Here is a 25,838-nt window from a genome sequence, read left to right on the forward strand (position 1 = left end):
AGAAGAACATGACAACACAAAAACAAACTCCTGATTTAGAAAATTCTTCTCGTCGTGATTTCATCATCAAGGGCACTATGCTGGGTGGTGGGCTTATGCTGGGGATAGGCGCTTTACCCGATGCCGCATTCGCTCAGGCTAGCGCGAAATATGACCCGAATACGCCAACTCAAGCAGGTGATGCTGAAGTCAATGCTTGGGTCAGCATTAAGCCAGACGATACTGTCTACATCAGAATTGCTCGATCAGAGATGGGGCAGGGCACTCGTACGGGGCTGGCTCAATTGGTTACTGAGGAGCTCGAGTGCAATTGGAAAAAGGTTAAAACTCAGTCAGCTACGCCAGGACAAAGTTTGGCGCGCAAGCGCGTGTGGGGTGAGCACGGTACTGGTGGTAGCCGTGGCATTCGAATCTCTGAAGATTATGTGCGCCGTGGCGCAGCAGCAGCTCGCATCATGTTGATGCAGGCAGCTGCCAATCAATGGAATGTGCCCGTTGCAGAGTTGACTGTAGATAAGGGTGTGATCACACATAAAGCAACAGGTCGAAAAACGACCTACGGCAAAGTAGCTGAGCTGGCATCTACCTTAACTCCGCCTGATCCCAAGTCGATCACCTTGAGGGACCCTAGGGATTGGAAGGTTGCTGGGCAACCTTATGCGCGTTTAGATACTGCCAATAAGGTTAATGGATCAAAAGTATATGGTGTTGATTTACAGCTTCCAGGCATGCTCTGCGCTTCTGTAAAAGCTTGCCCTGTCTTTGGCGGCAAATTAGTGAGTTATGACGAAGCCAAAATTAAAGAAATGCGCGGTGTGAAGGGTGTAGTCAAGATTGATGACAGTACTGTAGCGGTGGTAGCTGATACCTGGTGGCATGCGAATACAGCACTCAATGCAATGCCCATTGTTTGGGACGAGGGTAAGGCTGCCAACGTCTCACAAGATGGCATTAATAAGATGTTGCGCGATGGTTTGGATGAAGAGGGTGACTTTTGGCAGCGCAAGGAAGGTGATGCACCTGCCGCCATCAATAGCGCTGCTAAGAAAGTTGAAGCCATCTATTACACGCCTTATCGTGCACACGTCACGATGGAGCCTATGAATGCCACCGTCAAAATCACGGGTGACCGTGCAGAAGCATGGGTACCAACTCAAAATGGCGAAGGTTCGCATGCAGCTTTATCTGAAGCTACTGGATTACCACTCGCGAATTGCGAAGTATATAAATTAGATTCTGGTTGTGGCTTGGGTCGTCGTGGATCTACTCAAGACTTCACAACCTTTGCCGCCAAAGTGGCGCAAAAGTTTCCAGGGGTGCCGGTCAAAGTAATTTGGAGTCGAGAAGAGGATATGACTCATGATTACTACCATCCGATAGCGATGGCAAAAATGACTGCTGGGCTAGATAGTTTTGGCAATTTGACAGGCATGCATATTAAAGTTGCCGGTCAATCGATTAATGCCACATTGGCGCCACAGGCCATCAAAAATGGAAAAGATGAGCGTCAGCTCCAGGGCTTCTATGAGAAGGGTCCTGATGCGCAGCTTGGCTATACTTTCCCGACACTCTTAACAGAGTATGTAATGAAGAATACCCATGTGCCAGTTGGCCCATGGCGTGGCGTAAACACCAACCAAAACGGCATCTTCATGGAATGTTTTATGGATGAGTGCGCTAAGGCGGCAGGTAAGGATCCTGTGAAATTTAGGCAGGCGCTTATGCAAAGTCATCCAAAGCATTTGGGAGTGCTCAATGCTGCTGCGAAGAAGGCGGATTGGGATAAGCCTTTACCAGCAGGAACCTATCGTGGCGTTGCTCAGTTTATGGGCTATGCCAGCTACTCTGCTTGCGTTGCTGAAGTGACTGTACAGAATAATGTAGTGAAGGTTACGCGCTTGGTATTTGCCTTAAATTCTGGGCATGTCGTTAACCCCTACTTAACTCGAGAGCAAATTGAAGGTTCTGTGGCGATGGCATTGGGCGCAATCTTCTTACCAGAGATCTCGGTAGAAAAAGGCCGCATCAAACAGCAGAATCTGGATACCTACCCAATATTGAAGTTATCGGCCACACCAAGAATTGAAACAGTTTTAGTGCCGAGTTTTGATTTTTGGGGTGGAGTGGGTGAGCCAACGATCTGCGTAGTTGGCCCCGCCGTTGCGAATGCCATTTCTGCTGCGATTGGTAGACCGGTTCGAAACTTCCCGCTGAGCAAGGAAGGTCTGAGTTTGGCTTAGTTTTAGCTTAAGTTTTAATCGTATTGCAATTAATTAAACGACCCCATTGATTCTGAATCAATGGGGTCGTTTAATATGGCTTATGAATTTGATTAAGACATCGGTCTTCTTGCTTTCTTTGCTGCCCTTAGCTCGCTTAGTTTGGCTTGGCGATCACGAAGGTTTGGGTGCCAATCCAATCGAATTCATTACCCGCTCTACTGGTACTTGGGCGTTAGTCTTTTTATGTATTACGTTGGCGATGACCCCCTTACGCTTAATTACGGGCTTGTCTGCTTGGATTCGGTTGCGTCGCATGTTAGGACTCTTTTGCTTCTTCTATGCCTGCATGCACTTTTCGATTTGGTTCTGGTTGGATCAGAATTTAAATATTCAGTCCATGTGGAGTGATGTTGTAAAGCGCCCCTTCATTACGATGGGCTTTCTGACTTTGGTATTGCTTGTCCCATTGGCGGTGACATCAAATCATTGGGCAGTTCGTCAGCTTGGTAGACGTTGGACTTTATTGCACAAGCTTGTGTACTTGATCGCATGCACTGCAATAGTTCACTATTGGTGGCACAAGGCGGGTAAAAATGATTTGGGAACAGTCTCGATTTATGCGGCAGTTATTTTTCTATTGCTGATGTGTCGCATCCCAGCGGTCAGAAAGATCCTCCAGAGTTGCCGAAGTAATTCGCTTAGATGAAGTAATGGCTGCTGCCATACAATGAGTCTCATGAATACATTCTTTTCGAAGCTGAGCCCACTCCTGTTGTTGATGAGTGTTTTCGCTTGTTCCCAAACTCCTCCCTTGCCTCCTGGGTCGACCACTTATTCCCCATATACTCCCGGGCAGATTCAGGAATTTAACCAGCAGCCCATGTCGCCAGTAGAAGGACCATTTGGTCCAGTTGATCCAAGAGCAGAAGATGCTCGTATTGCAAAAGAGCGCGCTTTGGATGCGAAATTCTATAATCAACCACAGGGTGAAGAGGAGGCTGAGGCAATCGAAACGCAATCAGCCGATCCTTATCAAGCCACAAAACCCGTGATCACTTTCTAGGCTAGCGTTAGCTCAGGAATAGAGCCTATTTGCAATAGCGCTTGCGCTTCATCTGGTGTGGCATTGAGCCATGCTTTAAAAAGTTCAGGTCGTAAAGGAACCACGGTACGTTTCTCATCTTCGGCTTTGTGCATTCGTTGCATCACTGGGTGCTTACTGGCATCGATAGTGAGCATGGAAAATGAAACGATCAGTTCACCGGTTTCTGGTTCAGTCCAGGTATCCCAGATAGAAGCAATAGCCATCGGTTCCTGATTGACTTGTTTAATAGTAGTTCGGACTGCTTTTCCAGACTCATAACAAGGCTCATAAAAAGCATCCGCCAAGGCTAAGGCGTAATGTCGCTTTGTCCAGGCAAACTTGTAAGAGGGTTTTTCAGCTACCGTTTCAACTCTCGCGTTATAAGTTTTTCTGCCGAAGGTTTCTTCTTTAGCCCAGGATGGTAATAAGCCAAAGCGTGCCAAACCGATTGCGGTACGATCAGTATGATGGCTTTTGAGGATGATGGATCCCGGATAGGTTGGGAATACATCATGGGCCGTTGATATCGGTAATTCGAGGTCAAAGTGGGTTTTTACCCAATCAACATTTACAGTAGTGAGATATTGAACACACATAAAGCTATTTTACTGCGCCTTATTGCTCTTGACCCGATGCCTACTGGTAGTATTGAGGCTAAATTTTAGAAAGATATCTTCCCTATGAAACCTTTTATCTCAGTATTAAATCCAATGGTTGTTCGTTTTATCGCCGCAGGCTTGTTGACCGGTGCACTTGTTGGCGGTGCTTATGCTCAACAGAGCGGTTTACCTATTAATGCTGCAGCTTCTGTGAATGGAACCATCATTACCAATGATATGGTCGAGCAGGGAATTAAAGTAGCGCTTTCACAAGGGCAAAAAGATTCTCCAGAGTTACGCAAAGTGGTGATCGAAAAATATATTGAAGTACTACTGCTTTCACAGCAAGCAGAAAAAGATGGTTTAGCAAACTCAGAAAAAGCCAATACACAGCTAATGATGATTCGTCAAAATTATTTGGCAGATCTAGAGCTGTCAACGTATATGGCTAAAAATCCAATTACTGATGCGAATGTTCAAGCTGAATACAACAAAGAGATTGCATCTTTGGGTCCTCAGGGCATGATTACAGAATATAAAGTTAGTGATATTGCATTAGCTAGCGAAGCTGATGCGCAAGCAGCATTGGCGCGCATCAAAAAAGGCGAGCCATTTGATAAGGTTGCTAAGAGCGTTTCTTTAGCGCCGAACAAGGTGCAGGGTGGGGCTGTAGGCTGGATTCAGCCTGGTCAAGTAGCGCCACAATTAGCTTCTGTATTAATAACTCTTTCTAAAGGCCAGGTTTCACCAGCGCCAATTCAGATGCAACAAGGTTGGTATTTGATCAAGTTAGAAGATAAGAAATCCAGCAAACCACCAGCATTCGAGCAAGCTAAGGCGGCTATTCGTGCTGGCATGACACAAAGAAAGCAGTACGAATTCTTAGGCCAGATTGCAAAAGATGCAAAGATTGTGGTCCAGTAAAAGCAGCAATGCTTTACTGTGAAAAAGGGCTCCTAGGAGCCCTTTTTATTTGCGCTCTAGCGTAATGAAGCTAAAGGTAATATCACCCTCAGATCCTGGGGTGCGCTCTAGTTCTTTCCAGTCCGCCTCATTGGGAATTTCAAAAAAGGTATCGCCACCCTCAACATCCATATCGATCTCGGTAATATAGAGTCGATCTGCTTTCGGAAAGGCCTGCGTGAAGAGTTGCTCACCGCCAATGACAAAAACACGTGGGAACTCACTTAGCCTATTCAAGGCTTCATCGAGTGATCTGACTAATTCGCCACCATTAGCTTCATAGGCTGCATTGCGGCTTACGATGATATTGCGACGTCCAGGAAGTGGGCGCCCAATCGATTCCCAAGTCTTACGACCCATGATCACAGGGTGCCCCATGGTGACGCGCTTAAAGAACTGCAAATCAGCCGAGATCTTCCAAGGCATTTGATTGTCGCGGCCAATGACGTGATTGCGTGAGCGCGCAACAATCATAGAAATAGCGGGTTGAGTCATAAGTACGATTCTTAAATGGCTACAGGAGCTTTAATGTGGGGATGAGATTCATAGCCGACGATTTCGAAGTCTTCAAACTCATAATCAAAGATTGAATCAGGCTTGCGCAAAATATTAAGCTTAGGCAAAGGGAAGAAGTCCCTCGATAACTGAAGTTCCACTTGCTCTAGATGGTTGCTATATAAATGACAGTCACCACCGGTCCAAACAAAATCGCCTACTTCCAGATTGCATTGTTGCGCCATCATGTGCGTTAGCAATGCATAGCTGGCAATATTAAAGGGCACGCCCAAGAAGATATCCGCACTACGTTGATAAAGTTGGCATGACAACTTGCCATCGGCCACATAAAACTGAAAGAAGGCGTGACAAGGCGCTAAAGCCATGCGAGGAATATCGGCTACGTTCCATGCAGAAACAATAATGCGACGTGAGTCCGGATTCTTTTTAATGGTCTCCACTACTTCTGAGATTTGATCGATATGCTGACCATTCGGCGCAGGCCATGAACGCCACTGATAGCCATAGATGGGGCCTAAATCACCATCGGGCGCTGCCCATTCATTCCAAATCGATACGCCGCGCTCTTTCAGCCAGTTATTGTTTGTGCTGCCCTTGAGGAACCAGAGTAATTCATAGATGATTGACTTCAAGTGAAGCTTCTTGGTGGTCACCATAGGAAAGCCATCCGCCAAGTTAAAGCGCATCTGGTGTCCAAATACGGAGACTGTGCCAGTGCCGGTCCTGTCGGACTTTTGAACCCCCTTGGCGAGGACTTCTTTCATTAGATCGTGATATTGATGCATATAGATTGGCTAAAAGTGGTTATGTATTAACGAATTAAGGATAGCTTACTCGAATGTGGGCGACTTCACCCCCAAGGCCTTGTGAAGCTTGGGGGAGGTGGTTGTGTACTGGAGTTGAATCTGTTTTTCGGGGTTTAGGTATGCTGCGGCAGCAAAGGCGGCAAGAGCTGCCTCATGGAATCCAGACAGAATCAATTTTTTCTTACCGGGGTAGACATTGATATCGCCAACAGCGTAAATCCCAGGAATACTGGTTTGAAATTTCTCGGTATCGACGCAGATTTGTTTGCGATCGATATTCAGACCCCATTCGGCGATTGGGCCTAACTTAGGAGAGAGTCCATAGAACACTAGAAGATCGTCTAAAGGAATTTGTTTGGATTCGCCATCAATATTTGTGAAGGTGATCTCAGAAAGTAAGTCATCTTTCGATTCATAAGCAGTCACTTGTCCGATCAGCAGTTGCATCTGGTTGCTATTACAAAGTTCGCGCATTCTGGCAATTGATTTTGGCGCAGCCTTGAAGTCATCACGACGATGAATTAAGGTAACGCTGGCTGCAATTTCAGAAAAATGAATTGCCCAGTCTAAAGCTGCATCTCCACCTCCGCAAATCACAATTCTTTTCCTCGCAAATTGCTCGGGATTTTTAACGTGATAGAAGAGCTGTTTGTCTACAAAGATATCAATCCCCTCAAGGTTGATGGTACGTGGCTGAAAAGCCCCAACACCGCCAGCAATGAATACAGTTCTACTCAGAAAATGATTGTCTTGCGAGGTGCTAATGAGAAAGCGGCCATCGGCTTGGGGTTCAAGCTTAGCAACCTCTTGACCCAAATGAAATTGAGCGCCAAAGGGTGCAATTTGCTTTAGTAAATTGTTAGTGAGTTCGCGACCAGTACAGACAGGTATTGCAGGAATATCGTAGATGGGTTTATCTGGGTATAACTCAATGCATTGACCGCCTACCTCTGGTAACGAATCAATCACGTGCGCTTTAATTTCTAAGAGGCCTAATTCAAAAACCTGAAAGAGACCCACAGGACCGGCACCAATGATGACGGCATCGGTTTCTATAGGTTTATTCGACACCAATTTCTTTGGCTAGAAAATTACTTTACTAGCTGATCAAGTTTGTTTTTAACGTCTTTCCATTCTTCGGCATCCGGAAGAGCTGCTTTGGACTTGGTAATCGAAGTCCAAGAAGGAGAGAGTTCAGCATTGAGTTTGATGAATGCCTGTTGGTCACCAGGGACATCATCTTCAGCGTAAATAGCGTTAACAGGACACTCTGGAACGCAAACTGCGCAATCGATGCATTCATCTGGATCAATCACTAAAAAATTAGGACCTTCGCGAAAGCAGTCAACTGGGCAAACATCAACGCAGTCGGTGTATTTGCAACGGATACAGGCTTCGGTAACAACGTAAGTCATGGCGGTTTAGTTTCAAGAGCCCCAAAAAGCCGGGTGCTAGGTTATAAAAGCTCAATTTTAGCTGAAATAGCCTATTTTTCAGGCGAAAGGGTCTATTTACTTGAGGTAAAGTTCCCAATATGAATACACAGCCCAATAGCCCAGTTAATCAGCAAAAACCCAAGATTTTGGTGGCAAGAGCCATTTTTCCAGAGGCATTGGCCAAATTAGAGGAATCTTTTGAGGTGAGATCCAATCAGGAGGATCGCATTTTTAGCCCTGAAGAGTTGCAAAAAGAACTCTCTGGGGTTGTAGGGGCTTTGGTTACTGGCAGCGAAAGAATTGATGCTAATGCTCTGGCTCAAGCTAATGATTTGAAGGTGGTGGCCAATATTTCTGTGGGATATAACAATTTTGATGTGCCAGTAATGACTGCTGTTGGAGTGATGGCAACCAATACGCCAGATGTTTTAACTGACACAACAGCTGACTTTGGCTTTGCTTTATTGATGGCAACCGCAAGACGTATAACTGAATCTGAGCACTGGGTGCGGGCAGGACAGTGGGACAAGTGGTCGATTGTGAATAATCCTCTTGGCATGGATTTGCATCATAGTACAGTAGGCATTATTGGTATGGGTCGAATTGGTCAAGGCATTGCAAAGCGCGCATTGGGTTTTGGTATAAATGTGATTTATCACAACCGCAGCCATTTATCAGAGGCTGATGAAAAAGCCTGTTGCGCTACATATGTTTCTAAAGAAGAATTGCTTCGCACCGCTGATCACGTAGTTCTGGTGTTGCCTTATAGCGCCGAGAGTCATCATACGATTGGCGCCAAAGAAATTGCTCTCATGAAACCAACGGCAACCCTGATAAACATTGCCCGTGGTGGCATTGTGGATGATGCGGCTCTAGCTCAAGCTCTCAAGGAAAAAAGAATCTTTGCAGCCGGCTTAGATGTATTCGAAGGCGAGCCCAAAGTGCATCCCGAGCTATTGAAATTGAGTAACGTAGTACTTGCTCCACACATTGCTAGTGCTACAGAAAAAACACGTAGAGCGATGGTGGATTTAGCAATAGCTAATTTACGTGCAGCGCTTGCAGGAAAAAAACCACCCAGTCTTATTAATGCAGAAGTCTACAAAGCTGAATAAAAAATAAAGCCGAGCATTAATTTGCTTTATTGCTTGGAGATAACCCCGAATATCGAATTTTTACTCAGCGTCAATTTCTTCTGGGAGTTCGCGCATCGCTAATTCAATGCCGCCGAATTTTCCAGCAACCCAGTTATAGACTTTGCAGGCAATCCATAACAATCCAAACCCGAGCAGGGCATTGAGAATGAGTGCGGACAACACAGTAAATCCTGGGATAGCACCGTCACGAATGAAAGCTACAAATAGAGCTAACAAGACAATCGGTACGGAGAAGCAGAGGTAAACCAAAACTAAGGTTTTGGCGGTATGCATTGGGTCTAGAAAGACGAGTTCTTTTTTGCTAAGTTTCATGATGACGCAATCTTAAAGCAGTCCATCAAAAAGTGCTATATCTACCCAGTCTCCAGCGGCAACATTTCCCTGCTCGTGAGCTAGGATCACAAAGCAATTAGCTTCACTCATCGAGCGCAAAATCCCAGCACCCTGGCTGCCAGTCAGACGTACCGTTGGTTTGCCATCGGCTCCACGCCCCAGAATGGCGCGCTGAAATTCTGTTCGACCTGGTTTTTTTCGAATGGGAGCTTCGGCAATGGCCTGGGTCAGAGGCGGTTCAGTCTGATTGGCACCATTGAGTTGTAAAAGTGCTGCTCGAACAAATTGATAGAAGGTCACCATGACCGCCACTGGATTTCCGGGCAAACCAAAGAAGAGCGTTTTGCGAGAAGGGGATTTTCCGGCGACTGGTTTGAGAACTCCAAACGCCATAGGGCGTCCTGGACGCATGGCAATTTTCCAGAAACCGACATCACCCAACTCTTGCATGATCTGTTTTGTGAAATCTGCTTCTCCAACCGAAACGCCCCCAGAAGAGATCAATACATCTGCTTTGCTAGCTGCCTCGATAAAGGCTTGCTTCAAAGAGGTGGGATCATCGCGCACAATGCCGCAGTCAATGATTTCTAAATTCAGGCGATTGAGTAAACCAGTAAGGCTGTAGCGGTTGCTGTCATATATGCTGCCTGCATCCAATGCTTGGCCTAGCGCGCGCAATTCATCACCGGAAGACAGAATGGCTACTTTGAGTTTGCGCTTTACAGGTAAGGAGGCAATGCCAAGTGATGCGGCTAGACCTAGATCAGAAGGACGCAGTAAGCGACCCGCAGCAATTGCAGGTTTACCCTTTTGAAGATCCTCGCCACGTAGGCGTCTGTTCTCGCCAGGCTTTAATTGATCTTGCTTGAATTCAATTACATTCTCATCTTTGGCACTTGTGAATTCTTGTGGAATGACGGTATCGCAGCCAGCAGGCATCACGGCACCCGTCATGATTTTTAGGCATTCCCCAGGACCAATCCTGCCTTCAAAGGGTTTGCCAGCAAGCGCTGTACCAATCACTCTTAAAGTGATGGCCGTACTGTTGGTGTCAAGACATTGTCCATCAAATGCAAAACCATCCATAGCTGAATTGTCTGCAGCTGGAACATCGATAGGCGAAAGTAAATCGACTGCCAATATCCGATTAATCGCTTGATCCAATGCAACAGTTTCAACATCTGCAGGATCTTTAATCGTCTTAGATTCTTCAATGAGATCTTCTACCAACGCAGCAATTGCCTTGCGTGCATCATCAACATGTAGTGACGAGGTCAAGAGAATTGCTTGGTTTGGGGAATGACTCATGCCGATACTTCTTCTAGTGACTTTAGCTCTTCAGGGGTATTTATATTGGCGAATACCTGCGGATCTTCAAAAACCACAGTGCTACTTCTCAACCCTTTAAACCAACGATCAATTTTGAGATCCCCCTTTTGGAGGAATTGATCCAATGAATCTTGCAAGTTACTACGCATAAGACAAAAAACAGGCTGCGCCCATACTTTGCCATCCGCTTCTTTAGTGGAGGCGTACACCAATTGAAAATCACCTCGCTCCATCTCAGCAATTAATAACTCTGCGAGATTATTGGGTAACAGGGGGGAGTCGCAAGGTGAAGTTAGGAGATAAGCCGTCTTGCAGGACTTCAAGCCTACAGAGAAGCCTGCTAATGGCCCTGAAAAATCTGGCGTTTCATCCATGATCACTGGATACCCATAGCTCGCATACTTTGTGATGTTGCGGTTGGCATTAATCAGAATGGTTTGTACCTGGGGCTTGAGTTTTGCGATAGTTGACTCGATGAGTGGTTTACCGTGAAAAGGAATTAAGCCTTTATCAATGCCGCCCATGCGTTGTGCTCGTCCACCGGCAAGTATCAGCCCAGTAATATCTTTAGTAGAAATCATTAACCACCAATATAAGACATTTCAACCTTGCGGTTTCCGGATAACAGATTCGCGGTATGCGAACCCCGAATTTCTGAATAGTGATCGTCGCGAGTTGACCAAGTATTCATTACCGCATTAGCGATTTCTAAATCACTCTTGCCAGAGCGCAGTAAGGTTTTGAAATCAAAACCTTCATTGGCAAAAAGGCAAAGATACATTTGCCCATCAGTCGAGATACGCGCTCTAGAGCATTCGTGACAGAAGGTTTGGGTAACACTGGAAATCACACCAATCTCCCCTGAGCCATCGACATAGCGCCAGCGCTGTGCAACCTCGCCAGTGTAGTTAGCTTCAACAGGCTCCAAAGGAAACACTTCATGAATTCTGGCAATGACCTCTTTGGATGGAAGTACTTGCTCCATATTCCAGCCATTAGAGCTACCCACATCCATAAATTCAATAAAACGCAGAATGACACCACTGCCTTTAAAGTGCTTAGCCATCGCAACAATCTCATGATCATTGGTACCTTTTTTCACGACCATATTTACTTTGATGTTCTGGAAGCCTGCTTCTTGTGCTGCGGCAATTCCGTCAAGTACATCGGCAACTGGGAAATCAACATCATTCATTTTCTTGAAGATCGCATCATCCAAACCATCAAGGCTCACTGTCAATCTTTGCAGGCCGGCTGCTTTTAGAGCAAGAGCTTTCTTGCGCAAGATGCTACCGTTAGTAGTCAGAGTAAGGTCCAGCACTTTATCTTCTGGTGTGCGCACTTTTGCCAACATCTCAATCAGCACTTCTAAGTTCTTGCGTAGCAAAGGCTCGCCACCAGTCAGTCTAATTTTTTCAACGCCTAATGTGGCGAAGATGGAGGTAAGACGAGTGATTTCTTCAAAGCTTAATAATTCTTTGTGAGCTAAGTAAGGATAGTTTTGGTCAAACACTTCCTTAGGCATGCAATAGGTGCAGCGGAAGTTGCAGCGATCAGTCACTGAGATGCGGAGATCTCTTAGGGTACGTCCCCGAGTGTCTTTCGTATGGCCGTGAGGGGTGACGAGTTCGGCACCAATGGGTGGCGTTAGGCCTTTGCCTTCGTCTATTCGGATGGGAATTACTTTTTCAACCATGTACGTAATTATGGCTGTGAAACGGGGTTTCTGCCAAACCGCCAAATATCCTTTTGAGATAAATGGCGGTCTGGAGAAAAAGCTTCAATAAGTATTAAACCGTTTTTTCTTGGCCGCCGGTTTCTACTAAAACCATTGGACCATCATGAAGACTAACGGCCGGTTTAGGTGCTCTGCCTAAGTTATGAGCAACAGGCTCTGCCTGAATCTGGTTCTGTGCTTCAGCATGCTTTGAAGAGTCAGTAGCGACCCAAATCATGCCGGCTGATTGCACAACGCTGAGCAATGGAGTTTCTTCAAGCGCCTTGAAGGCGACCTTAGGAAGCTCTGGCGCAGGTTTGGCAATTACTTCTAACGTGGCAGCCGCAACAGCAACTGGTGCTGGAGTGGATGCGGGAGCAGAGTTTTGTGCAGGACGATTTGATTGACGTGGAGCACGTGGTGCGCGCTCTTGTCTTTCTTGTTTCTCTGCTACAGGTTTTGCGTTACCAAAGCTGTTCGCAATGTTCTGAATAGGCATGCTTGCAGATGCACCAGCCATACCTACTGGAGGGCCTGCAAATGGGCTTGCTGACACAGCAGTTGCTGGTGTATTAGCAACATCATTGCCACCTTCAGTACGCTCGCCACGTTGACCACGACCACGACCACGACGGTTGCGACCGCGACCACGACGCTCTTCACCCTCAGCGCCTGGAGTAGTTTCGCTACCAGGAGCGGCTTCAGTTGCAGGCGTTACTGCTGCTGGATTGGCTTGATTGCGGTTCGCATCTTGACGTTCTGGCTTCGGACCATTTTGATTGCCCTGGTTACGATTGCCGTTACGGTTGTTGCGGTTGCGATTGTTGTTAGCGCCTTCTGCTGGAGCACCTTCAGCTGCAGCCGCTGCTGGGCGCTCAGTACGCTCGCCACGACGGTTGCGACCACGATTGCGGTCGTTACCATTGCGGCCTTGATTGCGGCCACGTGGGTTGCTTGGTGCAGGCTTCTCTTCAACTGCTGGGGATGAGGAGAAAAGCTTTTTGATAAATCCAAAGAGACCGCCAGAACTTTCAGTCACCACTTTTTCAGTACGTGCAGGACGTGGCTGACTGACTGGTGCAGGTTGTGTCGGAGTGATGCCTTTAACCGCTGCTTCTGGACGTACTTTTACATCCGCATCTTTTTTGCTAACTGTTGTGTCTGTCTCGAGTTCGCGAGCAGCTTCTTCCGCCATCACATAGCTAGCCTTTTGGTCATCAAGACGTGGGTCGTCATGACGCAAGCGCTCTAGTTTGTAATGTGGAGTTTCTAAATGCTTGTTAGGAACCATCAAGACGTTCACTTTGAAGCGAGTCTCGATCTTGATGACTTCAGCACGTTTTTCATTCAGGAGGAAGGCAGCCACTTCGACTGGTACCTGTGTATGAATCGCTGCTGTGTTTTCCTTCATCGCTTCTTCTTGGATGATGCGCAGAACTTGCAATGCAGAAGATTCAGTATCGCGAATGTGGCCAGTGCCGTTACAACGTGGGCAGGTGACATGGCTACCTTCAGATAGCGCAGGGCGCAAGCGCTGACGAGACATTTCCATCAAGCCAAACTTGGAGATTTTGCCCATCTGAACACGAGCACGGTCATGACGCAGAGCATCGCGTAAGCGGTTCTCAACATCTTTCTGGGCCTTGCTCGATTCCATATCAATGAAGTCGATCACGATCAAGCCACCCAAGTCACGTAAACGTGCTTGACGGGCGATTTCATCAGCGGCTTCTAAGTTGGTGCGAGTAGCAGTCTCTTCGATATCAGAGCCACGGGTTGCACGTGCTGAGTTGACGTCTACTGAAACCAAGGCTTCAGTGTGGTCGATCACGATTGCGCCGCCAGATGGCAATGGCACGGTGCGTGAGTAAGCAGTTTCAATTTGATGCTCAATTTGGAAACGAGAGAACAAAGGTACATCGTCTTGATAGCGCTTTACTCGTGGCAAATTGTCAGGCATCACTACAGACATAAATGCTGCAGCTTGTTCGTAGATGTCATCGGTATCGATGAGGATCTCACCAATATCAGGCTGGAAGTAATCGCGAATCGCGCGAATCACTAAGCTAGATTCGAGGTAGATCAGTAATGGAGCAGAGTTGCCTTTAGCAGCTTCATCAATCGCTTTCCACAATTGCATGAGGTAACTTAAGTCCCACTGCAATTCAGTAGCATCACGACCAATACCAGCGGTACGAGCAATGATGCTCATGCCATCTGCCACTTCTAATTGAGCCATCGCTTCGCGGAGTTCTTGACGGTCTTCACCTTCAATACGGCGGGAAACGCCACCTCCACGTGGGTTATTCGGCATCAAGACCAAATAACGTCCTGCCAAGGAGATAAAGGATGTGAGGGCTGCACCCTTTTGGCCGCGCTCTTCTTTTTCTACTTGAACAATGATTTCTTGACCTTCGCGTAAGGCATCCTTAATAGAAGCATTACGGACGTCGGTACCTTCTTTAAAGTAACTGCGAGCTACTTCCTTAAACGGCAAGAAGCCATGACGCTCTTCGCCGTAATTGACAAAGCAGGCCTCAAGGGAAGGTTCAATACGGGTAATGACACCTTTGTAGATATTGCCTTTGCGTTGTTCACGGCCGGCAGCTTCGATATCGATATCAATGAGTTTTTGACCATCAACGATGGCAACTCGCAACTCTTCTTGTTGAGTTGCATTAAACAACATGCGTTTCATAACACTCTCCTATGGGGGAGGGCGTCGTTGCGCGCTGCGTTAGGGGACAAGTTTGATACCACTTGGGACTAAGCCCAAGGCGGTTTATGAGTGTGGATCATGCAAATCTAGACATTTTTTGCCTAGTTCACCAGCTTAACTGTTGGTTAATTTGGTGCCACACCTGACGATCGCCGCAGAGACCTCCTTCAGGTCATCAATGCAGGCGCGCGCCTGAAAACTGTCTTCTAATCGCGGGTCGCGGCATACGGCACACCAACCCTGCGCCTCATTAAACGGGGGAGGGGCAACCCCGGGAGTCTTTTAAAGGGCGACTCCAAGCTCCACGATTCAAACCTGACTTCAGGTTGGTCTCGGGCCAATAAATTGGCTAGAGCGTTGATTATACGGCACAAGTTGCGTGACAATGGGGTATTGTTGAGTCCCTTGTCATCCCCTTGTGGGGTCGCAAGAGAGATAAATCATGAAATCCGAGCCCATTTCCAAGCCCTTAAAGGCGAAAACGCCCACTACTTCAGCGCCTGCTGCAGTGCATCTTCAGACCATTGGTCCCGAAGAGGCCGGTCAACGCCTAGACAACTATTTGTTGCGTTGGGCCAAAGGGGTTCCCAAAAGCCACGTTTACCGAATTATTCGATCTGGCGAGGTCCGAGTCAATAAAAAGCGGGCTGAGCCAACAACCCGTCTGATTGAGGGGGATGTGGTGCGGCTGCCTCCGGTTCGAATTGCTGAACCCGCCCAAATGGCTGCGGTTAATAGCGCTCAAATCAAATCTCGGGCGCATGGCTACTCGGACAAAATGCCGATTCTTTTTGAGGATGAAGCACTCTTAATAGTCAATAAGCCAACAGGTTTAGCGGTGCATGGTGGCTCCGGCATCGCACTTGGTGTCATTGAGACCCTGCGCATTACTCGCCCAGAGCTCAAGTTTTTGGAATTGGTCCATCGCTTAGACCGTGACACATCAGGCGTTTTACTCTTGGCTAAAAAGCGAAGCGCTTTGGTGGAACTGCATCGTCAAATTCGTGAGGGTCAAACGGATAAGCGCTATTACTTGCTTGCACATGGTGAAATTGTCCAAGGCGCTCAAACCATGCAGCTCAAATATCCGCTGCATAAATATCTCCTGCCTAATGGCGAGCGCCGCGTTCGGGTTGATCCAGATGGATTACCAAGCCATACCTCTTTAAGAGTGACTAAAGTACTCAAGCGCGAGGGCGCATCAATCACTCTCGCTGAGGCGCAACTCAAGACGGGGCGTACTCATCAGATTCGGGTGCACTTGCAAAAATTGGGCCACGCAATTTTGGGTGATGATAAGTATGGCTTTGAAGATTTGGATAAAGTAGTTAAATCTAAACGCTTATATCTACACGCTCATCTGGCTGGTTTTACTCATCCACGTACTGGCGAAAAGATGCGGATTGAGTCGCCATTGCCCGCAGAATTTACCGCCATGATGAAAACTTTTGAGCAGTAAATATCAGAATGTCTCAAGCAAATAAATCGAATCGACCCTATGACCTGATTGTGTGGGATTGGGATGGAACCATCATGGATTCCACACCAACCATCGTGCATTGTATTCAGCAAGCCTGTTGCGATTTAGGTTTTAAAGCGCCTGACGATACATTGGCGAGTTCAGTTATTGGTTTGGGAATTCAGGATTCATTGCGCAGAGCTGTGCCTTGGATAGAACCGACCCATTTTCCAAAGCTGACTGAGCGTTTTCGTTATCACTACTTAGCCAAAGATCATGAGCTCGATTTGTTTGTGGGTATTCGAGAGCTCTTAGAGGAGCTGTATGCTAAACAGTATTTATTAGCTGTTGCCACTGGAAAGTCGCGTGTCGGATTGGATCGCTCGCTTGGCCATCATCAGATCGGCCATCTCTTTCATGAGACCCGTACAGCGGATGAATCTTTTTCTAAGCCTCATCCAGGAATGTTGCTTGAGCTATCGGATGTGACTCAAGTGCCGACTCGTCGCATGCTGATGATTGGCGACACAACCCACGACCTCGATATGGCAGCGAATGCTGGGGTTGATGCGGTAGCTGTGACTTATGGCGCTCACCCACCCGATACCTTAAAAGCTTCACCATCATTAACGCATGTAGATGATGTCGCACAACTCTCACAATGGCTTAAAAATAACCTGCAATACTAAGGAAGCAAAAAGATGGAAAACAACCCAAACCCTAATTGGGAACGTCAAGCTCTCGAACATCTCTTGTTGGAGAATTTAAAAGAAACTCGTAAAGCACGTCGTTGGAAAGCAGTGCTGCGAGTACTTACCTTGCTGGTTATTGTTGGCGCATTGCTTTCGATATTTGATTTTCACCTTCCAGGCAAGGGCATGGGGGTTGAAAAACACACTGCATTGGTAACACTTGAAGGAGAAATTTCTTCCAGCTCGATGGCTAATGCAATGGATATCAATTCCTCTTTATTGTCTGCATTTGAAAATGAGCACAGCGCTGGTGTTGTGTTGCGTATTAATAGTCCTGGAGGTTCGCCAGTTCAAGCCGGCATGATCAATGATGAGATTCACCGCTTGCGTAAGCTCTATCCCAAAAAACCGTTTTATGTCGTAGTCGAAGACATCTGTGCATCTGGCGGTTACTACGTGGCAGTCGCTGCGGATCAAATCTTGGTTGATAAAGCTAGCTTGGTGGGATCCATTGGCGTGATTATGGAAGGCTTTGGTTTTACAGGCCTCATGGATAAGTTGGGAGTCACTCGTCGCATGATTACCTCAGGCTCTAATAAGGGCATGATGGATCCGTTTAGCAAAGAGAATCCAAAGCAAGTTGAAATGGTTAAGACCATGATTGATGAGATACACCAGCAATTTATTGCAGTGGTGAAAGAGGGCCGTGGCGATCGCTTAAAAGACGTGCCAGATTTATTTTCTGGCCGCATCTGGAATGGCGAGCAAGCGGTCAAGATTGGTTTGGCTGATGGGTATGGCACGGTAGATACCGTTGCCCGCGACATCTTTAAGGCGCCCGATATTCTGGACTACACCATGAAAGAGAATTTCGCTGAACGGGTTGCTAAACGCTTTGGTGCTGAAGCTGGAGCTGCTGCTGGCAAGGCGTTGGTAAAGACACCTGACCTTAAATAGAAATAAGAAAAAAGCAAAACTAAAGCTTTGAAGACTTAGGCCAATAGTAGAAATACTGTTGGCCTATTTTGTAATGATGCACAAGCGGCTTCATTCGGATAGCGTTTACGCCAATCTGCAATTGAAAGGGTGGCAATCAATTCTGATGGCAGGCTGAGGTCCACACCGAGGCATAGCAGGCTTTGCGGCGCTAAAGAATTGATGCAAGCCATGAGCATGGCAGTATTTCGATAAGGTGTCTCAATCCAAATTTGGGTTTGTTGTAATTTACGAGACTCAACTTCGAGTTGCTTAAGTTTGGCAGTGCGCTCATGGGTGTCATGAGGCAAGTAACCCTGAAATGCAAAGCGTTGGCCATTGAGTCCGCTTGCCATCAGGCCTAACAAGATAGAGCTCGGTCCAACGAGTGGCTTCACTTGGGCGCCTAGCTTATGTGCCGCTAGCACTAACTCTGCACCAGGGTCTGCAACGCCAGGGACTCCTGCTTCAGACATCAAGCCCATATCATTGCCAGCAAGCAAAGGTTTGAGTAAATCGGCCGGCTTAACCGCATCACCATACTTTGCATTGCGCGCAGCACCACGCCATTCACTCATGTGCATTTCTTGGATGGTGCATGCCAACGGAGAGACAGAATCGATTGCTTTTAACAACGCTCGCGCCGTCTTGGCATCTTCAACAATCCAGTGCTTTAACTTGGCTGTTTGCGTAATCGTTTCAGATGGAAGTACCCAGGGCAATTGCTCAACACGACCATCATCGCCCAAGGTATTGGGAACTAAATACAGGGCGCCAAGTTTGCTCATGAATTATTTTTCTAATGAATCTAGTTATTAATTTTTGCTTTATTTTTTTGTTGGAATTGCAAAGCCAGCATCGCGTAGCATGCTGGTTAATGCAATCAGCGGCAAACCAATTAAGGCGGTTGGATCATCGCTCTTGATGGACTCTAGCAGACTGATGCCTAGGCCTTCTGACTTGGCGCTGCCAGCGCAATCATAAGGCTCTTCAGCTAGTAGGTACGCCTCTAGGGTGCTGTCTGGAAGTTTGCGAAAAGTAACTTCAGTAGGAACACATAAAGTGGTTTGGCTATCACCCTTCATCAAACATAGCGCCGTTTGAAAAGTCACCGCTTGACCACGCATGAGTTGTAGTTGGGCTAAGGCTCTTTCAAAATTACCAGGCTTACCAATCGCTGCTCCACAAAGATCGGCAACTTGATCAGAGCCAATGACCCAAGCATCAGGATGCTCTTTAGCAACTGCAGCTGCTTTTGCTTGAGCAAGTCGGAGTGCCAAATCAAGAGTGCTCTCTCCAGTATGTGGGGTTTCATCTACCTTTGGTGAAATAACTTCAAACGGAATTCGTAAGCGCTCTAAAAGTTCACGGCGATATTGGGAGGTGGATGCCAAAATTAGGCTTGGGTTTTGGGACGAGTTTGCTGGGATACTCATGGTGTTCTGCACTTTCGGGCTGGCATTCATTTAGACTGATGCTATGAATCGTAATCAAGTTTTACCTCAAGTCGAACTATCTGCTGAGCCTAGTGCCTTAAAGAGGGTAGATTTTTGTGCCCCTCAATCTTATGTGGGGTCTGGTTTTTTAAGCATGTCAGATATGCCAAGGCTGGCCGAGGAGGCATCAACCGTTAACCCAGCCGATGGCTTTAATTGGTCTGTGAGGACCTATTTTGAGGATTCCCCGGCTAGCGAGCCCCATCAAATCCTCGAATTAGGGCTAAAAGGACGTTTGCACCTGGTCTGTCAGCGCTGTTTACAAGATTGCGCAGTAGATTTGGATGAAAACCGTCGATTTATTCTGGTTTTGACAGATTCTGAGGCTGATGAATACCCTCTTGAGGATGAGGAGCAAGAGCCTCTGGTCGTAAATCAGCACTTCAACCTCCTGGAAACCATGGAGGATGAGGTTTTGCTGTCTTTGCCTCTGATTCCAAAGCATCCGGATGGGTTTTGTGAGCCCCACGCATCTACCTTTGGTGATGAGGTTGATGAGGAGCTGTCAAATGAGCGGGAAAACCCCTTTAACATATTGAAAAATATGAAGAAAAACTGAAATTAGGGGTCTGATTTCAGTTGTTGTTTTAAGTATCTTTTGTCAATAAATCAAGCATTTAGGCGCATTTCCATGCTAGAATATCGCCTTGCTTAGGAGTTCAATATGGCCGTTCAACAAAACAAAAAATCACCTTCCAAACGTGGCATGCACCGTGCGCACGACTTCTTGACCGCACCTGCTACGGCTGTTGAAGCCACAACTGGTGAGGCTCATTTGCGCCACCACATTTCACCTAATGGCTACTATCGTGGTCGTAAAGTTGTTAAAACTAAAAACGACTAATTTTTTAGTCTAAACAGATAGAAGCGGCTCCAGTAAAAGCCGCTTTTTTCTTGGATAAATCACTTGCAGCAATCAATGAGCTTATGAGCGTTACTCTTGCTATTGATGCCATGGGCGGAGATCATGGAGTCGTCGTGACGGTTCCGGCTGCCTGCGATTTTTTAGAAAAACACGCTGATGTGAAGATTACCCTCGTTGGTGATCCTGATTTAATTAAGCAAGCCTTGAGTAAATCACCCAAAGCTCCTATGGAGCGAATTCAAATTATTCCCGCTAGTGAAGTTGTCTTGATGGATGATCCCATTGAGATTGCTCTGCGTCGCAAAAAAGATTCCTCTATGCGCGTTGCCATCATGCAAGTGAAGGAGGGCGCCGCCGATGCAGTGATCTCTTCTGGTAATACTGGCGCACTCATGGCGATCTCTCGCTACATTCTCAAAACGCTTGATGGTGTTGATCGTCCTGCGATTGCTACCGCGATCCCCAATGAATTAGGGCGCGGGACAACTATGCTGGACCTAGGCGCAAATGCCGACTGTGAACCAATGCACTTGGTGCAGTTTGCCCAGATGGCAAACGTGATGGTGCAGGTGGTTGATGGTAAAGAAAACCCTTCAATTGGCCTTCTCAATATTGGTGAAGAAGTGATTAAGGGCAATGAAGTTGTTAAGCAAACCAGCGAGTTACTTCGCCAAACCTCTTTAAACTTTTATGGCAACGTTGAAGGCAATGACATTTTTAAGGGAACGACTGATATTGTGGTCTGCGATGGCTTTGTTGGTAACGTAGTTCTTAAAGCCAGTGAAGGTTTAGCAAAAATGATGAGTGGCTTGATTCGGCAAGAATTTAATCGCTCATTGCTTACGAAGTTGATGGCGATCTGTGCAATGGTGCCATTGCTAAGAGTACGTAAGCGTGTTGATCATCGTCGTTATAACGGCGCAGTATTGTTGGGTTTACGTGGTTGCGTGATTAAGAGCCATGGTTCTGCTGATCGCTTTGCTTTTGGCTTTGCCTTGGATCGCGCCTATGAGGCGGCTAAGAACCGCATGGTGGAGCGTATTGCTGCAGCCTTTGTGGTGGAGACAAAACTATGAGTATTTTTGCGAGAGTAGCAGGTACCGGAAGTTATCTTCCGGAATTACGTTTAACTAACCAGGATTTGGTCGAGCGTCTCGCCAAGACAGGGCTAGAGACCAGTGATGAGTGGATTAAGACACGAAGCGGTATTTCTGCACGTCACTTTGCTGCTGAAAATGAGTTAACTAGTGATCTGGCTGTCAAAGCGGCACAAGCTGCATTAACTAGTACCGGCATTACCTCGGAGGATTTGGACCTCATCATTTTGGCCACTTCTACTCCAGATCATTTGGGTGGTTTTCCAAGTACCGCTTGCGTAGTACAGGACAAATTGGGTGCACACACAGCTTGTGCTGCTTTTGATGTGCAAGCAGTCTGTGCTGGCTTTACTTATGCGCTTGCCATTGCAGATGCATTTATTCGTTCTGGTTCATACAAAAAAGTATTGGTCATTGGCGCAGAAACATTCTCCCGTATTCTGAATTTCCAAGACCGTGGCACTTGTGTCTTATTTGGCGATGGTGCTGGAGCTGTTGTGCTTGAGGCCTCTAAAGAGGCAGGCATTCTCTCTACTGCATTACATGCCGATGGTAGTCAACGCGGTATTTTGTGTGTTCCTGGGCGTGCTGGTAATGGCGAAGTGCATGGTTCCCCATTTATGACTATGGATGGTCAAGCGGTCTTTAAGCTTGCTGTGAAGGTCTTAGAGCAGGTAGCTCACGAGGCACTCGAAAAAGCAAACCTAAAGGCTGAGCAAATCGACTGGCTAGTACCGCATCAAGCTAATATTCGCATCATGGAAGGCACGGCTAAGAAGATGGGTATGTCCATGGATAAAGTGATTGTTACTGTGCATGAGCATGGCAATACTTCGGCTGCATCCATTCCATTGGCATTGGATGTTGGCGTGCGTTCTGGGCAAATTCAGCGTGGGCAGCATCTCTTGTTAGAGGGTGTTGGCGGTGGGTTCGCTTGGGGTGCGGTTGCGATTAAATACTAAGAGCGGCACACTATCTTTATTCATCTCTTTAATTTCTTTTTAGCGAATTAATCACATGACATTTGCATTTGTATTTCCTGGTCAAGGCTCTCAATCCGTTGGCATGCTCAATTCCATTTCTGAGCGCCCGGAAGTACGCGCAACATTGCAAGAGGCTTCTGAGGCATTAAGTGAGGACGTTGCAAAGCTGATTTCTGAAGGCCCTGCTGGGGCATTGTCATTAACAACCAATACGCAGCCTGTGATGTTGACTGCTGGTGTGGCCTTCTACCGCGCTTGGTTAGCTGCTGGTGGCCCTGCCCCTAAGGTGATGGCTGGTCATAGTCTTGGTGAGTACACTGCCTTGGTTGCATCTGGCGTTATTTCTTTTAAAGATGCTGTTCCATTGGTGCGCTTTCGTGCTGAAGCAATGCAAACTGCTGTGCCGGTAGGTACAGGTGGTATGGCTGCGATTCTCGGCTTGGATGATGCAATCGTGATTCAGGTGTGTGCTGAAGCAAGTACTGTTTCTGGCGGTGTTGTTGAAGCCGTCAATTTCAATGCCCCTGGCCAAGTAGTGATTGCTGGTGCAAGTGATGCCGTTACTAAAGCATGTGAATTATTGAAAGCTGCTGGTGCTAAGCGTGCCTTGCCGTTGCCAGTATCTGCACCGTTCCATTCTTCTTTGCTGCAACCAGCCTCTGAAAAATTGAAAGTCTATTTAGCCAATATTGAGTTTAAAGCACCAACTATTTCCGTGATCAATAACGTAGATGTTGAAATCTTGAATGATCCGATTGCCATTAAAGATGCCTTAGTACGTCAAGCTGCTAAGCCTGTGCGTTGGCAAGAAACCATTCAGGCTATGGCCTCTCAAGGTATTACTCAGGTAGTGGAGTGCGGTCCTGGCAAAGTATTAGCAGGTCTTACTAAACGCATTAATGATCAGGTCACTGGTGTGCCGGTATTTGACGAAGCTAGCTTGAATGAAGTTTTGGCAAGCTTTAAATAAAACAAACGTAATAGCGGAAGATAAAAATGAATCTCGACTTAAGCGGACAAATTGCTTTAGTAACTGGCGCCTCACGCGGTATTGGTCAGGCAATCGCGGATGAGCTAGTGAAGTGTGGTGCCAAGGTAATTGGAACGGCTACATCCGAAAGTGGAGCTAAGGCGATTGATGAGCGTTTAAAAGCTTCAGGCGGTGCTGGCAAAGTATTGAATGTGACTGCCCCAAATGCTTGTGAAGAAATTATTGATCTGATCGTGAAAGAGTATGGCGGCATCAATATCTTGGTGAATAACGCTGGCATCACTCGCGACAATTTATCAATGCGTATGAAGTCTGAAGAGTGGACTGATGTGATTGATACCAACTTGAGTTCAGTCTTCCGTCTTTCTCAAGCAGTGATGCGTCCCATGATGAAGGCTCGTGGTGGCCGCATTATTAATATCACTTCAATTGTTGGCCATATGGGTAATCCTGGTCAGGCAAATTACGCAGCTGCAAAAGCGGGCGTTTCTGGAATGACTCGTGCCTTAGCCCGTGAAATTGGTAGCCGTAATATCACTGTGAATTGCGTAGCTCCTGGATTTATCGATACTGATATGACCCGCGCTTTGAGCGAAGAACAGCAAAATGCCCTAAAAGTGAACATTCCTTTGGCGCGTTTGGGTAGTCCAGAGGATGTCGCCCAAGCGGTGGCCTTTTTGGCCTCTCCGGCGGCTGGCTACATTACGGGTAATACCCTACACGTCAATGGCGGACTCTATTTAGCCTAACGGCAAAGCTAGGATTTGGTCATTTTTAGGCGAATTTGCTAATTCGGTCCGCCAAACTGATAAAATCCTTTCATCGTTTTTTACAACCCCTGGGGAAATTAATGGACAACATCGAACAACGCGTTAAGAAAATCGTCGCTGAGCAATTAGGCGTCGCAGAAGGAGACATCAAGAATGAATCTTCTTTCGTGAACGACTTGGGCGCTGACTCTCTTGACACTGTTGAGCTGGTTATGGCTTTGGAAGATGAATTCGGCATCGAAATTCCTGATGAGGAAGCTGAAAAGATCACCACAGTTCAGCTCGCGATCGACTTCGCTACATCAAAAGCTCAGGGTTAATTCCCTAGCCTAGGTATTACTGTGTCAGCATCAAATGGCCGACGCCGGGTTGTAGTTACCGGCCTTGGCCTTATCTCACCCGTTGGTAATTCAGTTGATGTAGCTTGGTCTAACTTGCTTGCGGGCAAATCAGGCATTGCTACCATCACTAAGTTTGACCATACTCCGCTTAGCGTTCATTTCGCTGGAGAGGTGAAAGATTTCAATGTCGAAGAATATGTTTCTGCCAAAGAGGCGCGCCATATGGATACCTTTATCCATTACGGCATTGCTGCTGGTACGCAAGCCATTCGCGACTGTGGTTTAGAGATCACCGAACAAAACGCTGAGCGTATTGGCGTCATGGTTGGCTCCGGTATCGGTGGCCTACCTATGATTGAGGAAACGGGCGCTGAGTTATTGGCTCGTGGCCCTCGTCGTATCTCCCCTTTCTTTGTTCCAGGCTCCATCATCAATATGATTTCTGGCCACCTCAGCATTTTGTTTGGTCTCAAAGGTCCAAACGTGGCTGCGGTAACAGCCTGTACAACGGGTTTACACAGCATTGGATTGGCTGCACGCTTAATTCAGTACGGTGATGCTGATGTCATGGTTGCTGGCGGTGCTGAATCTACTATCTCCGCATTAGGAGTTGGTGGGTTTGCTTCTGCAAGAGCGCTTTCTACTCGCAATGATGATCCTGCTACCGCATCACGCCCTTGGGATAAAGACCGCGATGGTTTTGTTCTGGGTGAAGGCGCAGGTGTAGTTGTGATTGAAGAGTATGAGCACGCTAAAGCCCGTGGCGCAAAAATCTATTGCGAATTACTGGGCTTCGGTATGAGCGGTGACGCTTATCACATGACTGCACCAAATATGGATGGCCCCCGTCGTTGCATGGTGAATGCAATGCGCGATGCCAAACTCAATCCAGATCAAATTCAGTATTTAAATGCTCACGGAACTTCTACGCCTTTGGGCGACAAGAATGAAACCGAAGCGATTAAAGCTGCTTTGGGCGATCATGCCAAAAAGGCTTTAATTAACTCTACCAAGTCGATGACTGGCCACCTTTTGGGCGGCGCCGGTGGCTTGGAGTCTGTTTTCACGATTTTGGCTCTTCATAACCAAAAATCACCACCTACTATCAATATCTTCAATCAAGATCCTGAGTGCGACCTGGACTACTGCGCCAATACCGCTAGGGATGTGAAGATTGACCATGCAGTCAAAAACAATTTTGGCTTTGGGGGTACTAACGGTACCTTGATTTTTGGCAAGCTGACCTAATATTCTTAATATCTTCATTGTTGGTTTTCACCAAGTAGGT

28 protein-coding genes are annotated in these 25,838 nt (G+C 46.9%); 16 read left to right on the forward strand and 12 right to left on the reverse strand.

The features are described from left to right. Window positions 1–8 precede the first annotated feature (8 nt). From ICN44_RS10810 to ICN44_RS12355, 3 genes are all read left to right on the forward strand, one after another. A complete protein-coding gene (locus tag ICN44_RS10810) occupies window positions 9–2,240 on the forward strand; it encodes a molybdopterin cofactor-binding domain-containing protein (protein ID WP_216263961.1) in 2,232 nt (743 codons plus the stop codon). A gap of 82 nt (window positions 2,241–2,322) precedes the next feature. After that, the gene (msrQ, locus tag ICN44_RS10815; RefSeq protein ID WP_216263962.1) at window positions 2,323–2,928 is read left to right on the forward strand and encodes a protein-methionine-sulfoxide reductase heme-binding subunit MsrQ; all 606 of its coding nucleotides are present in this window, start codon (window positions 2,323–2,325) and stop codon (window positions 2,926–2,928) included. A gap of 174 nt (window positions 2,929–3,102) precedes the next feature. Then, a complete protein-coding gene (locus ICN44_RS12355; RefSeq protein ID WP_255537603.1) occupies window positions 3,103–3,285 on the forward strand; it encodes a hypothetical protein in 183 nt (60 codons plus the stop codon). On the opposite strand, the gene ICN44_RS10825 is transcribed toward ICN44_RS12355, so the two are convergent. After that, a complete protein-coding gene (locus ICN44_RS10825; protein WP_216263963.1) occupies window positions 3,282–3,902 on the reverse strand; it encodes an SOS response-associated peptidase in 621 nt (206 codons plus the stop codon). The genes ICN44_RS12355 and ICN44_RS10825 overlap by 4 nt on opposite strands. An 84-nt stretch (window positions 3,903–3,986) precedes the next feature. Here ICN44_RS10825 and ICN44_RS10830 point away from each other — a divergent pair, with 84 nt between their 5' ends. After that, on the forward strand, window positions 3,987–4,829 hold the full coding sequence (locus ICN44_RS10830) for a peptidylprolyl isomerase (protein WP_255537604.1): 843 nt from the start codon (window positions 3,987–3,989) through the stop codon (window positions 4,827–4,829). Window positions 4,830–4,874: 45 nt separating this feature from the next. Here ICN44_RS10830 and ICN44_RS10835 read toward each other — a convergent pair whose 3' ends face one another. Genes ICN44_RS10835 through fdxA form a run of 4 tightly spaced genes read right to left on the reverse strand, consistent with a single transcriptional unit; the run spans window position 4,875 to window position 7,605 of the window. Continuing rightward, a complete protein-coding gene (locus tag ICN44_RS10835) occupies window positions 4,875–5,363 on the reverse strand; it encodes a dihydrofolate reductase (protein ID WP_216263964.1) in 489 nt (162 codons plus the stop codon). 11 nt (window positions 5,364–5,374) lie between these two features. Beyond that, the gene (locus ICN44_RS10840; RefSeq protein ID WP_216263965.1) at window positions 5,375–6,169 is read right to left on the reverse strand and encodes a thymidylate synthase; all 795 of its coding nucleotides are present in this window, start codon (window positions 6,167–6,169) and stop codon (window positions 5,375–5,377) included. Between the two features lie 45 nt (window positions 6,170–6,214). Beyond that, window positions 6,215–7,261 (reverse strand): FAD-dependent oxidoreductase, encoded by a 1,047-nt coding sequence (locus ICN44_RS10845; RefSeq protein WP_216263966.1) that lies wholly within the window; start codon window positions 7,259–7,261, stop codon window positions 6,215–6,217. 20 nt (window positions 7,262–7,281) lie between these two features. Next, the gene (gene fdxA / locus ICN44_RS10850; protein WP_216122099.1) at window positions 7,282–7,605 is read right to left on the reverse strand and encodes a ferredoxin FdxA; all 324 of its coding nucleotides are present in this window, start codon (window positions 7,603–7,605) and stop codon (window positions 7,282–7,284) included. Window positions 7,606–7,724: 119 nt separating this feature from the next. Here fdxA and ICN44_RS10855 point away from each other — a divergent pair, with 119 nt between their 5' ends. Further along, complete coding sequence (locus ICN44_RS10855; protein WP_216263967.1) at window positions 7,725–8,741, forward strand: D-glycerate dehydrogenase; 1,017 nt, start codon at window positions 7,725–7,727, stop codon at window positions 8,739–8,741. 60 nt (window positions 8,742–8,801) lie between these two features. Here ICN44_RS10855 and ICN44_RS10860 read toward each other — a convergent pair whose 3' ends face one another. The 5 genes from ICN44_RS10860 to ICN44_RS10880 form a co-directional block, all read right to left on the reverse strand. Continuing rightward, a complete protein-coding gene (locus tag ICN44_RS10860) occupies window positions 8,802–9,095 on the reverse strand; it encodes a hypothetical protein (RefSeq protein WP_215348514.1) in 294 nt (97 codons plus the stop codon). Window positions 9,096–9,107: 12 nt separating this feature from the next. Then, on the reverse strand, window positions 9,108–10,424 hold the full coding sequence (gene glp / locus ICN44_RS10865; RefSeq protein WP_216263968.1) for a gephyrin-like molybdotransferase Glp: 1,317 nt from the start codon (window positions 10,422–10,424) through the stop codon (window positions 9,108–9,110). After that, entirely contained in the window at window positions 10,421–11,026 is a 606-nt protein-coding gene (gene mobA / locus ICN44_RS10870) for a molybdenum cofactor guanylyltransferase MobA (RefSeq protein ID WP_216263969.1), read from the reverse strand. The genes glp and mobA overlap by 4 nt, the downstream gene beginning before the upstream one ends. Continuing rightward, on the reverse strand, window positions 11,026–12,141 hold the full coding sequence (gene moaA, locus ICN44_RS10875) for a GTP 3',8-cyclase MoaA (protein WP_216263970.1): 1,116 nt from the start codon (window positions 12,139–12,141) through the stop codon (window positions 11,026–11,028). The genes mobA and moaA overlap by 1 nt, the downstream gene beginning before the upstream one ends. Window positions 12,142–12,235: 94 nt before the next feature. After that, window positions 12,236–14,860, reverse strand: coding sequence for an Rne/Rng family ribonuclease (locus ICN44_RS10880; RefSeq protein WP_216263971.1), 2,625 nt, complete (start codon window positions 14,858–14,860; stop codon window positions 12,236–12,238). Between the two features lie 463 nt (window positions 14,861–15,323). Between ICN44_RS10880 and ICN44_RS10885 the strand changes: the two genes are divergently transcribed. From ICN44_RS10885 to sppA, 3 genes are read left to right on the forward strand one after another with little or no spacing between them, the layout of a single operon-like run. Further along, entirely contained in the window at window positions 15,324–16,340 is a 1,017-nt protein-coding gene (locus ICN44_RS10885; RefSeq protein ID WP_216263972.1) for an RluA family pseudouridine synthase, read from the forward strand. 8 nt (window positions 16,341–16,348) lie between these two features. Continuing rightward, window positions 16,349–17,029, forward strand: a complete 681-nt coding sequence (locus ICN44_RS10890; RefSeq protein WP_216263973.1) for an HAD-IA family hydrolase — start codon at window positions 16,349–16,351, stop codon at window positions 17,027–17,029. A gap of 12 nt (window positions 17,030–17,041) precedes the next feature. Then, window positions 17,042–17,989: a signal peptide peptidase SppA gene (gene sppA, locus ICN44_RS10895; RefSeq protein ID WP_215359364.1), complete on the forward strand. Its 948-nt coding sequence runs from the start codon at window positions 17,042–17,044 to the stop codon at window positions 17,987–17,989. Window positions 17,990–18,024: 35 nt separating this feature from the next. Here the strand turns inward: sppA and ICN44_RS10900 are convergent, their stop codons facing one another. Further along, entirely contained in the window at window positions 18,025–18,795 is a 771-nt protein-coding gene (locus ICN44_RS10900) for an SAM-dependent methyltransferase (protein ID WP_216263974.1), read from the reverse strand. A gap of 39 nt (window positions 18,796–18,834) precedes the next feature. Continuing rightward, the gene (locus ICN44_RS10905; RefSeq protein WP_216264011.1) at window positions 18,835–19,443 is read right to left on the reverse strand and encodes a Maf family nucleotide pyrophosphatase; all 609 of its coding nucleotides are present in this window, start codon (window positions 19,441–19,443) and stop codon (window positions 18,835–18,837) included. Window positions 19,444–19,486: 43 nt separating this feature from the next. Between ICN44_RS10905 and ICN44_RS10910 the strand changes: the two genes are divergently transcribed. The 8 genes from ICN44_RS10910 (at window position 19,487) to fabF (ending at window position 25,798) form a co-directional block, all read left to right on the forward strand. Continuing rightward, window positions 19,487–20,062: a YceD family protein gene (locus ICN44_RS10910; protein WP_216263975.1), complete on the forward strand. Its 576-nt coding sequence runs from the start codon at window positions 19,487–19,489 to the stop codon at window positions 20,060–20,062. 105 nt (window positions 20,063–20,167) lie between these two features. After that, window positions 20,168–20,347, forward strand: coding sequence for a 50S ribosomal protein L32 (rpmF, locus tag ICN44_RS10915; RefSeq protein WP_011902241.1), 180 nt, complete (start codon window positions 20,168–20,170; stop codon window positions 20,345–20,347). Between the two features lie 83 nt (window positions 20,348–20,430). Then, complete coding sequence (gene plsX, locus ICN44_RS10920) at window positions 20,431–21,444, forward strand: phosphate acyltransferase PlsX (RefSeq protein ID WP_216263976.1); 1,014 nt, start codon at window positions 20,431–20,433, stop codon at window positions 21,442–21,444. Further along, window positions 21,441–22,427 (forward strand): beta-ketoacyl-ACP synthase III, encoded by a 987-nt coding sequence (locus ICN44_RS10925; protein WP_216263977.1) that lies wholly within the window; start codon window positions 21,441–21,443, stop codon window positions 22,425–22,427. Before plsX ends, ICN44_RS10925 begins: the two co-directional genes overlap by 4 nt. A 55-nt stretch (window positions 22,428–22,482) precedes the next feature. Next, entirely contained in the window at window positions 22,483–23,418 is a 936-nt protein-coding gene (gene fabD / locus ICN44_RS10930; RefSeq protein WP_216263978.1) for an ACP S-malonyltransferase, read from the forward strand. Window positions 23,419–23,444: 26 nt separating this feature from the next. Continuing rightward, window positions 23,445–24,188, forward strand: coding sequence for a 3-oxoacyl-ACP reductase FabG (fabG, locus tag ICN44_RS10935; protein WP_216263979.1), 744 nt, complete (start codon window positions 23,445–23,447; stop codon window positions 24,186–24,188). A 101-nt stretch (window positions 24,189–24,289) separates the two neighbouring features. After that, the gene (gene acpP / locus ICN44_RS10940) at window positions 24,290–24,529 is read left to right on the forward strand and encodes an acyl carrier protein (RefSeq protein ID WP_011902246.1); all 240 of its coding nucleotides are present in this window, start codon (window positions 24,290–24,292) and stop codon (window positions 24,527–24,529) included. Window positions 24,530–24,550: 21 nt separating this feature from the next. After that, complete coding sequence (gene fabF, locus ICN44_RS10945; RefSeq protein WP_216263980.1) at window positions 24,551–25,798, forward strand: beta-ketoacyl-ACP synthase II; 1,248 nt, start codon at window positions 24,551–24,553, stop codon at window positions 25,796–25,798. Window positions 25,799–25,838: the final 40 nt, after the last annotated feature.

This window comes from Polynucleobacter sp. JS-Fieb-80-E5, from assembly GCF_018882015.1.
In the GTDB taxonomy this organism is placed as follows: domain Bacteria; phylum Pseudomonadota; class Gammaproteobacteria; order Burkholderiales; family Burkholderiaceae; genus Polynucleobacter.

Excerpts from the sequence above, each read along its gene's own strand:
- ICN44_RS10810 (WP_216263961.1), top strand. The coding sequence starts at position 9 with ATGACAACACAAAAACAAACTCCTGATTTAGAAAATTCTTCTCGTCGT.
- msrQ (WP_216263962.1), top strand. The coding sequence starts at position 2,323 with ATGAATTTGATTAAGACATCGGTCTTCTTGCTTTCTTTGCTGCCCTTA.
- ICN44_RS12355 (WP_255537603.1), top strand. The coding sequence starts at position 3,103 with ATGTCGCCAGTAGAAGGACCATTTGGTCCAGTTGATCCAAGAGCAGAA.
- ICN44_RS10825 (WP_216263963.1), bottom strand. The coding sequence starts at position 3,902 with ATGTGTGTTCAATATCTCACTACTGTAAATGTTGATTGGGTAAAAACC.
- ICN44_RS10830 (WP_255537604.1), top strand. The coding sequence starts at position 3,987 with ATGAAACCTTTTATCTCAGTATTAAATCCAATGGTTGTTCGTTTTATC.
- ICN44_RS10835 (WP_216263964.1), bottom strand. The coding sequence starts at position 5,363 with ATGACTCAACCCGCTATTTCTATGATTGTTGCGCGCTCACGCAATCAC.
- ICN44_RS10840 (WP_216263965.1), bottom strand. The coding sequence starts at position 6,169 with ATGCATCAATATCACGATCTAATGAAAGAAGTCCTCGCCAAGGGGGTT.
- fdxA (WP_216122099.1), bottom strand. The coding sequence starts at position 7,605 with ATGACTTACGTTGTTACCGAAGCCTGTATCCGTTGCAAATACACCGAC.
- ICN44_RS10855 (WP_216263967.1), top strand. The coding sequence starts at position 7,725 with ATGAATACACAGCCCAATAGCCCAGTTAATCAGCAAAAACCCAAGATT.
- ICN44_RS10860 (WP_215348514.1), bottom strand. The coding sequence starts at position 9,095 with ATGAAACTTAGCAAAAAAGAACTCGTCTTTCTAGACCCAATGCATACC.
- glp (WP_216263968.1), bottom strand. The coding sequence starts at position 10,424 with ATGAGTCATTCCCCAAACCAAGCAATTCTCTTGACCTCGTCACTACAT.
- mobA (WP_216263969.1), bottom strand. The coding sequence starts at position 11,026 with ATGATTTCTACTAAAGATATTACTGGGCTGATACTTGCCGGTGGACGA.
- moaA (WP_216263970.1), bottom strand. The coding sequence starts at position 12,141 with ATGGTTGAAAAAGTAATTCCCATCCGAATAGACGAAGGCAAAGGCCTA.
- ICN44_RS10880 (WP_216263971.1), bottom strand. The coding sequence starts at position 14,860 with ATGAAACGCATGTTGTTTAATGCAACTCAACAAGAAGAGTTGCGAGTT.
- ICN44_RS10885 (WP_216263972.1), top strand. The coding sequence starts at position 15,324 with ATGAAATCCGAGCCCATTTCCAAGCCCTTAAAGGCGAAAACGCCCACT.
- ICN44_RS10890 (WP_216263973.1), top strand. The coding sequence starts at position 16,349 with ATGTCTCAAGCAAATAAATCGAATCGACCCTATGACCTGATTGTGTGG.
- sppA (WP_215359364.1), top strand. The coding sequence starts at position 17,042 with ATGGAAAACAACCCAAACCCTAATTGGGAACGTCAAGCTCTCGAACAT.
- ICN44_RS10900 (WP_216263974.1), bottom strand. The coding sequence starts at position 18,795 with ATGAGCAAACTTGGCGCCCTGTATTTAGTTCCCAATACCTTGGGCGAT.
- ICN44_RS10905 (WP_216264011.1), bottom strand. The coding sequence starts at position 19,443 with ATGAGTATCCCAGCAAACTCGTCCCAAAACCCAAGCCTAATTTTGGCA.
- ICN44_RS10910 (WP_216263975.1), top strand. The coding sequence starts at position 19,487 with ATGAATCGTAATCAAGTTTTACCTCAAGTCGAACTATCTGCTGAGCCT.
- rpmF (WP_011902241.1), top strand. The coding sequence starts at position 20,168 with ATGGCCGTTCAACAAAACAAAAAATCACCTTCCAAACGTGGCATGCAC.
- plsX (WP_216263976.1), top strand. The coding sequence starts at position 20,431 with ATGAGCGTTACTCTTGCTATTGATGCCATGGGCGGAGATCATGGAGTC.
- ICN44_RS10925 (WP_216263977.1), top strand. The coding sequence starts at position 21,441 with ATGAGTATTTTTGCGAGAGTAGCAGGTACCGGAAGTTATCTTCCGGAA.
- fabD (WP_216263978.1), top strand. The coding sequence starts at position 22,483 with ATGACATTTGCATTTGTATTTCCTGGTCAAGGCTCTCAATCCGTTGGC.
- fabG (WP_216263979.1), top strand. The coding sequence starts at position 23,445 with ATGAATCTCGACTTAAGCGGACAAATTGCTTTAGTAACTGGCGCCTCA.
- acpP (WP_011902246.1), top strand. The coding sequence starts at position 24,290 with ATGGACAACATCGAACAACGCGTTAAGAAAATCGTCGCTGAGCAATTA.